The 6,222-nt window shown below is 76.4% G+C and carries 3 protein-coding genes and 1 pseudogene; 2 read left to right on the top strand and 2 right to left on the bottom strand.

The window, feature by feature from the left end; all coding sequences use genetic code 11:
• Nucleotides 1-1,213 (bottom strand): sigma-70 family RNA polymerase sigma factor (locus tag ACQRUO_RS38115; protein ID WP_428320765.1); only part of this gene is annotated, 1,213 nt, incomplete at its 3' end.
• Nucleotides 1,214-1,687: 474 nt separating this feature from the next.
• A complete protein-coding gene (locus tag ACQRUO_RS38110; RefSeq protein ID WP_428320766.1) occupies nucleotides 1,688-2,371 on the bottom strand; it encodes a TetR/AcrR family transcriptional regulator in 684 nt (227 codons plus the stop codon).
• A 617-nt stretch (nucleotides 2,372-2,988) separates the two neighbouring features.
• Between ACQRUO_RS38110 and ACQRUO_RS38105 the strand changes: the two genes are divergently transcribed.
• Nucleotides 2,989-4,350 (top strand): NAD(P)/FAD-dependent oxidoreductase, encoded by a 1,362-nt coding sequence (locus tag ACQRUO_RS38105; protein ID WP_428320764.1) that lies wholly within the window; start codon nucleotides 2,989-2,991, stop codon nucleotides 4,348-4,350.
• A 191-nt stretch (nucleotides 4,351-4,541) separates the two neighbouring features.
• Nucleotides 4,542-6,023 (top strand): annotated as a pseudogene (locus ACQRUO_RS38100) (PP2C family protein-serine/threonine phosphatase); the annotation flags it as partial.
• Nucleotides 6,024-6,222: the final 199 nt, after the last annotated feature.

Here is a 6,222-nt window from a genome sequence, read left to right as displayed (position 1 = left end):
CGCTCGCCGCCGCCGCACCGCCCGCCGCGGCCCCGCCGGCCACCGCGCCACCGGCCACGGCCGCCGCGACCGCCGAGAAGGCGCCCGCACCGACCCAGACCAGCACGCCACCGGGCAGCAGCAGCCGCAGCGCGTGGTTGAGCTCGACCAGTTCGAGCAGCGCGGCGGTGCACCGCTCGCAGCCGCGCACGTGGTCGCCCACCTCGGCGGCGGCCCGCTTGCGCAGCGTGCCGCGGGCGTAGCGGCCGAGGCGGTTGGCGTACTCCTCGCAGCCGGCCGCCTGGCTGCCGGAGACGTGCGCCTGGAGGAAACCGGCCGCCAGCTTGGAGCGCGCCCGGTGGGCCTGCACGGTGGTGGCGTTGGCGGTCTTGCCGAGCAGCACCGCGACCGCCTTGGGCGACTCCTGTTCGACCACGGTGTGCCAGAGCAGCACCCGGTCGTCCTCGGGCAGTTCGGTGAAGGCCTGCATCACCATGCGCTGGTCGGCCAGGGCCATCGCCCAGGCGTCCGCGCCGGGGTCGGCCAGGTCGTACTCGATGGTGGCGGCCGCCGCCGACTGGCTGAAGCTGCCGAAGTCGTCGATCAGTTGTTCGCGCCGCTCGCCCTTGGTCCAGGCGGCGGCGATGTTGCGCACGGCGGTCAGCAGGTAGGCGCGGACCGCGAACTCCGGCCCCTTGCCCGCCTTGAGCGCCTGGAAGGTCCGGGCGAAGACCTCGCCGGCCAGGTCCTCCGCGGTGAAGCTGTCCCGGCAGCAGGAGCGGGCGTAGCGGCGCACGGCGTCGGCGTGCCGGCGGTAGAGCTCCTCGTAGGCGTTGTCGTCGCCGGCCCGGACCCGCGCGGTCAGCTCGGCGTCGGAGGGCGGGCGCTCGCCGTCGACCGGGTCGGCGGGCGGCGGCACCAGGGCGAGCGGGGTGCTCTCCTCGGGCTCGGCGCCGAACTCGTCCCGGGCGCCGCCCGGGCCGGGCCGGTGGGCCGCGAAGGCGTCGGGGGCGACGAAGGCCTCCGGGGTCACCCCGCCCTGGCCGGCGACGGCCTGGCCGGGCACCCGGCCGCGGTGCGGGCCCTCGAACCGGTAGGGCTGGTCGGTCGGCGCGGCGTCGGTGGTGCCGGTCAGCGACTCGCGCGAGGGCGCGCCGCCCTGGCCGGGCACCTGACCGGTGGTCGGTTCGGCGCCGGACTCGGTGCCGCGGTCGTTCTGCTCCTCGGCGGTCATCGGTCGCACCCGCCGGGCCGCCCGAGCGGGCCGGGCCCGGTCATCGGTGCGGCGCCGGCCGCCGCCGCGAGCCGGCCCGCCCGCCATGAGGGCGCACAGCGCTCAGGGGCGTGCTGCGATGCGCCTTCGCCTGCGCCGGCGTGCGCGGCGGTCGCGACCCCCTCAAGGGTGCGCACCGGGACATTGGCTCCAACCACGGCCAAAGAATGGCATAGCGGGGAGGGCACCGGAAGCCGCGGACGGCCCGACCCACTCTTCCGGGGAAGCGCTCGCACCGCACGTTCCCCCGCACCGGCGCAGCCAGTTGACGCCGGGTTGACGCCGCGGCCGCCGCAGGGCGCCGGTGGCGCCCCACGGCGGCCCGCCCGCCCGGTCGGCTGACCGGCCCGCCGCGTGCCCTGACCGCTCCCGGATGCCGCTACGGGCTCCGGGAGCGCTCCCGCGGTGCTCCGGCGGCCCACCGGCCGGCCGGTGTCAGGCCGCCCGCAGGCCGTTCAGCAGGATCCGCAGCAGGCGGTCGGCGGGTTCCGCCCCGGCGACGGTGGCGGCCGCGCCGCGCGCGATCGAGGGCGGCACCGCCGCGGTCAGCACCAGCACGATCTCCGAGACCGTGACCCCGGCCCGCAGTTCACCCGCGGCCGCGGCCCGTGCCACCAGCGCCGCCAGTAACTGGAGCAGCAGGTGCGGGTCGGCGTCCGGCACCCCGGCGGCGCCCGGTGGTTCGCCGCCGTCGAGCGGGCGCACCCCGGCGTCCGGGGAGAGCCGCTGTTCGGGCACCCGGGCCAGCTCCTCGGCGTAGCCGAAGGCCTCCGGCGGCAGCAGCCGGCCGGCGCCGGTGGCCACCGCGGTGGCCAGGTAGCCGGCCAGCGCCTCCCACGGCCCGGCCGGGCCGTACAGCGCCTCGCGGGCCCGGGCGGTCAGCCAGGCCACCTCCTCGGCGGCGATCCGCTGGACCAGTACCTCCTTGCTCGGGAAGCGCCGGTAGACGGTGCCGACACCGACCCCGGCCCGCCGGGCGACCTCCTCCATCGGTGCGTCGTAGCCGAGTTCGCCGAACACCTCGCGGGCCGCGCGCAGCACGCTCTCCAGATTGCGCCGCGCGTCCACCCGCAGCCGTGGGCTGCCCAGCCGGCGCCCCTCGGCCGGGTCCGGCGGCAGTGGCCCGCCGTCCGGGCCGAGTGGGGCGGCGTCCGCGCGGAACGGGCCGGGCAGCGGCGCCCGCTGTTCCGGCACGGTGCGCGCGCCCGCGCCGAACTGCGGCACAGCCGGGTCGCCCAGCAGGTGATCCTGATCGTTCAATCCCAACCCTCCCCCGGAGGAGCCCATCTCCGAGCTCTCGTGCGAAGTCGTCGCAGCCGCCCGTGACCTGCACGGGTCCGGCCCCAGCACCCGGCCCCCGCCGCCCGCGCGGCGGCCCGCCGCGCCGCGCGGGGCAGCTTCGTCTCCCGCACGGGCGAGGATCATCCGCGGACTACCCTTCCCCGTTTCGGGCTCGGGCAGTCGGACTGGTCGGCCAACGGTAAATCAGGCCGTAATGGATTCACCACCCGGGGTGACGGCTTTTCGCGTGCGCCGCCCCGTGCACCAGCCCGCCCCAGGAGCACCCCCGAGCCACCCCGGGACGGCCCCCGGGGCCTGCCCGAAGCGTCTCGGACCCCCGCCGCGCGGCGCCGGATCGCCCGCCCCGCCTGGCCGGGCGCCACTTCGGACCCGACGAATCCGGTACGCACTGTGGACAAGAGGGCCCTACGCGGGGCGTCATGGTTCCGTCATGGTTGCGTGAACCAGGTCACACCGATTCGAACGGGGGTGGCACCATCCGGATCCTGATCGTGGGCGGCGGTTGTGCGGGGCTGACCACGGCCCAGCGGCTCCAGCGGGAGCTCCAACAGGACCTGCGGGCCGGGCGCGCCGAGATCACCGTCGTGGAGGCCGCACCGTACCTGACGTACCGTCCGCTGCTGGCCGAGGTGGCTGCCGGCGCGATCGACCCGCGGCACGTGGTGGTGCCGCTGCGCCGCGCGCTGCCCGACTGCCGGGTGCTCACCGCGCGCACCGCGCGGATCGACCACGCCCGGCAGCTGGCCTGGCTGGCGCCGACGGACGGCCGAGAGACCGAACTGGCGTACGACCAGCTGGTGCTGACGGTGGGTTCGGTCTCCCGGAGCCGCCCGGTCCCGGGCCTGGCCGAGCACGGGATCGGCTTCGAGACGGTCGGCGAGGCGGTCGCGCTCCGCAACCACGTGCTCGACCAGCTCGACCTGGCCTCCACCACCCGTGACCCGGAACTCCGGGACGCCGCGCTGAGCTTCGTCTTCGTCGGGGCCGGCTACGCCGGAGTGGGCGCGCTCGCCGAACTGGAGGACATGGCCCGGCAGGCGCTGCGCGGCTACCCCAACATCCGGCCGGAGGACCTGCGCTGGCTGCTGGTCGAGGCCGGCGACCGGATCCTCGCCGAGGCGGACCCGGCGCTGGCCGGGCACGCCCTCGCCCAACTGCGCGAGCGGAACGTGGACATCCGGCTCGGCACCACCCTGGAGTCCGCCCAGGACCGGGTGATGGCCCTGTCCGACGGCAGCCGGCTGGCCGCCCGCACCCTGGTCTGGACGGCCGGGGTGCGGCCCGCGCCGCTGCTGGCCGCCACCGACCTGCCGCTGGAGCCGGACGGCCGGGTGCGCTGCCTGGCCACCCTCCAGGTCGCCGACGACCTGGGTGCCCCGGTGCCCGGCGCCTGGGCGGCCGGGGACTGCGCGGCGGTGCCGGCCCCGGACGAGGGCCACTGCCCGCCGAACGCGCAGCACGCGCTGGCCCAGGGCGAGCTGCTGGCGGAGAACCTGCTCGCGGTCGCCGCGGCCCGCCCGCCGCACCCCTACCGGCCCGCCGAGCGCTACGCCTCCGCCTCGCTCGGCCTGCGCCGCGCGGTGGCCCACACCCGCAAGGGCAGTCTCACCGGCCGCCGCGCCTGGCTGCTGCACCGCGCCCGCACGCTGCGCGCGCTGCCCAGCCCGGACCGGCGGGTGCGGGTGCTGGCCGACTGGGTGCTGGGCGGGCTGTTCGCTCGGGAAACGGTCTCGTTGGGCTCGGTCGAGCAGCCGCGGGCCGAGTTCGAGGCGGCCATGGGCAACCAGGAGGACTGACGCCCGCCGGCCGGGGAGGCACCGGCCGGCCGGGGGTGCGACCGGGCCGTACAACACGACCACCACACGTACGACTTCCGGAACCGCACCTTCACCTGACAGGATCTGCGTGACAGGCCGTCACGGCGCGTGCAAACATCAGTACGAACCGTGACGAAAAGCATCCGCGATCCGAGGAAAGCGACAGTCGGTTGAACCTCTTGCGCTGGAGTGCGCGGCTCACCGGGGCCCCGCGGCGAGTCGCTGCCCCGACCGCCGTGGAGGACCCGGTCGCGCTGCCCGGCCCGCGCGACCCGCTCGGCGCGGCGGTCGGCCTGCTCGGCCCCGACCAGCTCCTCGACCTGCACGAGTTGTACGACCTGCGCGACGTGCTGGGCCGGCTGCCCGCCCCCGTCGTCATCACCTACGGCGCGCGCCACCGCCTCGGCTACGCCAACGACGCCTACCGCGAGCTCTTCGGCACCCGGGACCCCGGCCGCCCCGCCGAGGAGGCGATGCCCGAGCTCGCCGAGCTCGGCCTGCTCCCGCTGCTCGACCAGGTGCTGCGCAGCGGCCGCGCCCGCAGCGTCAAGGCCCGCAGCATCGCGGATCCGGCCGCGGGCAGCGCAGCGGGCCCGGCCGCCCAGGGCCGCACCCGCTGCTTCAACGTCTCCTGCGTCCCGCTGCGCAGCAACGAGCGGACCCCTGCCACCCGCGAGGGCCAGCCGGCGCCCGCCGTCGGCGTGCTGGTCTACGCGGCCGAGGTCACCGACCAGGTGGCCGTCGCGGCCCGGTTGCGCGAGGCCGAACGCCGCCAGCGCGAGGCCGCGGTCACGCTGCAGCGCAGCCTGCTCCCGCAGAAACTGGAGCAGCCCGCGGAGCTGCGGGTGGCGGCCACCTACCAGCCCGGCGGCGCCGACGCGGCGATCGGCGGCGACTGGTACGACGTGATCCCGCTGAGCGGCGGCCGCACCGCCCTGGTGATCGGGGACGTGATGGGCCGCGGGTTGCTGGCCGCCGCGGTGATGGGACAGCTGCGCACCGCCGTGCGCGCCTACGCCCGGCTCGACCTGCCGCCGCACCAGGTGATGGGCCTGCTCGACGGCATCGCGATGGAGATCGACGCCAACCAGATCGCCACCTGCGTCTATGCCGTCTACGACCCGCCGGTGCTGCCCGCGTCGCCGGTGGACGGTCCCGAGCAGTCCGCGCCACCGGTGGACGGCCAGCCCGGCGGCGCCCTCCCGCAGCCCGGCACCCTGACCTACGCCTCGGCCGGCCACCTGCCGCTGATGCTGCGCTGCCCCGACGGCACCGTGCTGCAGGGCGAGCAGCAGAACGGCCCGCCGCTCGGCACCGGCGGCGGCTCGCACAGCTCGCACGTGCTGAGCCTGCTGCCCGGCACCACCGGGGTCCTCTACACCGACGGTCTGGTGGAGCGCCGCGACCAGGACATCGACGAGGGCCTGGGCCAGCTCGCCCGCACCCTGGCCGGCGCCATCGGCTCCCCGGACGTGGTCTGCGCCCGGCTGCTGCGGGCCATGGGCGTGACGGCGGAGCACGACGACGACGTCGCGGTGCTCGCCTTCCAGCTGCCGCCGGCCGCCCGGCTGGCCGCCGCCGGTGGCGAGGGCAGCGGCGCCAGCGGCGGCGCCGGGAAAACCGGTTGCGCCGACGGGGTTGACTCGGCTCCCGCCGAGCACTAATGTTCTTCGAGCTGCCTGTCAGGGAGCACCGGGCGTTCACTCTTTACGGCCGGTCCCGAGCGCAGCCACTCTCCTGGAACACCACCCTCAGCAAGAACGTCGTCTGCTGACGCGTCGCTTTTTGCACGCTTCTGCGGAAGGCTTGTTTTGCTGTGCCGGTAATTCGGTTGTTCTGGTGCGGGTGGGC

Source organism: Kitasatospora sp. LaBMicrA B282 (genome assembly GCF_050325825.1).
Taxonomy (GTDB): domain Bacteria; phylum Actinomycetota; class Actinomycetes; order Streptomycetales; family Streptomycetaceae; genus Kitasatospora.
Note: the sequence above shows the minus strand (reverse complement) of the source record. Positions and strands in the feature narration are given on the sequence as shown.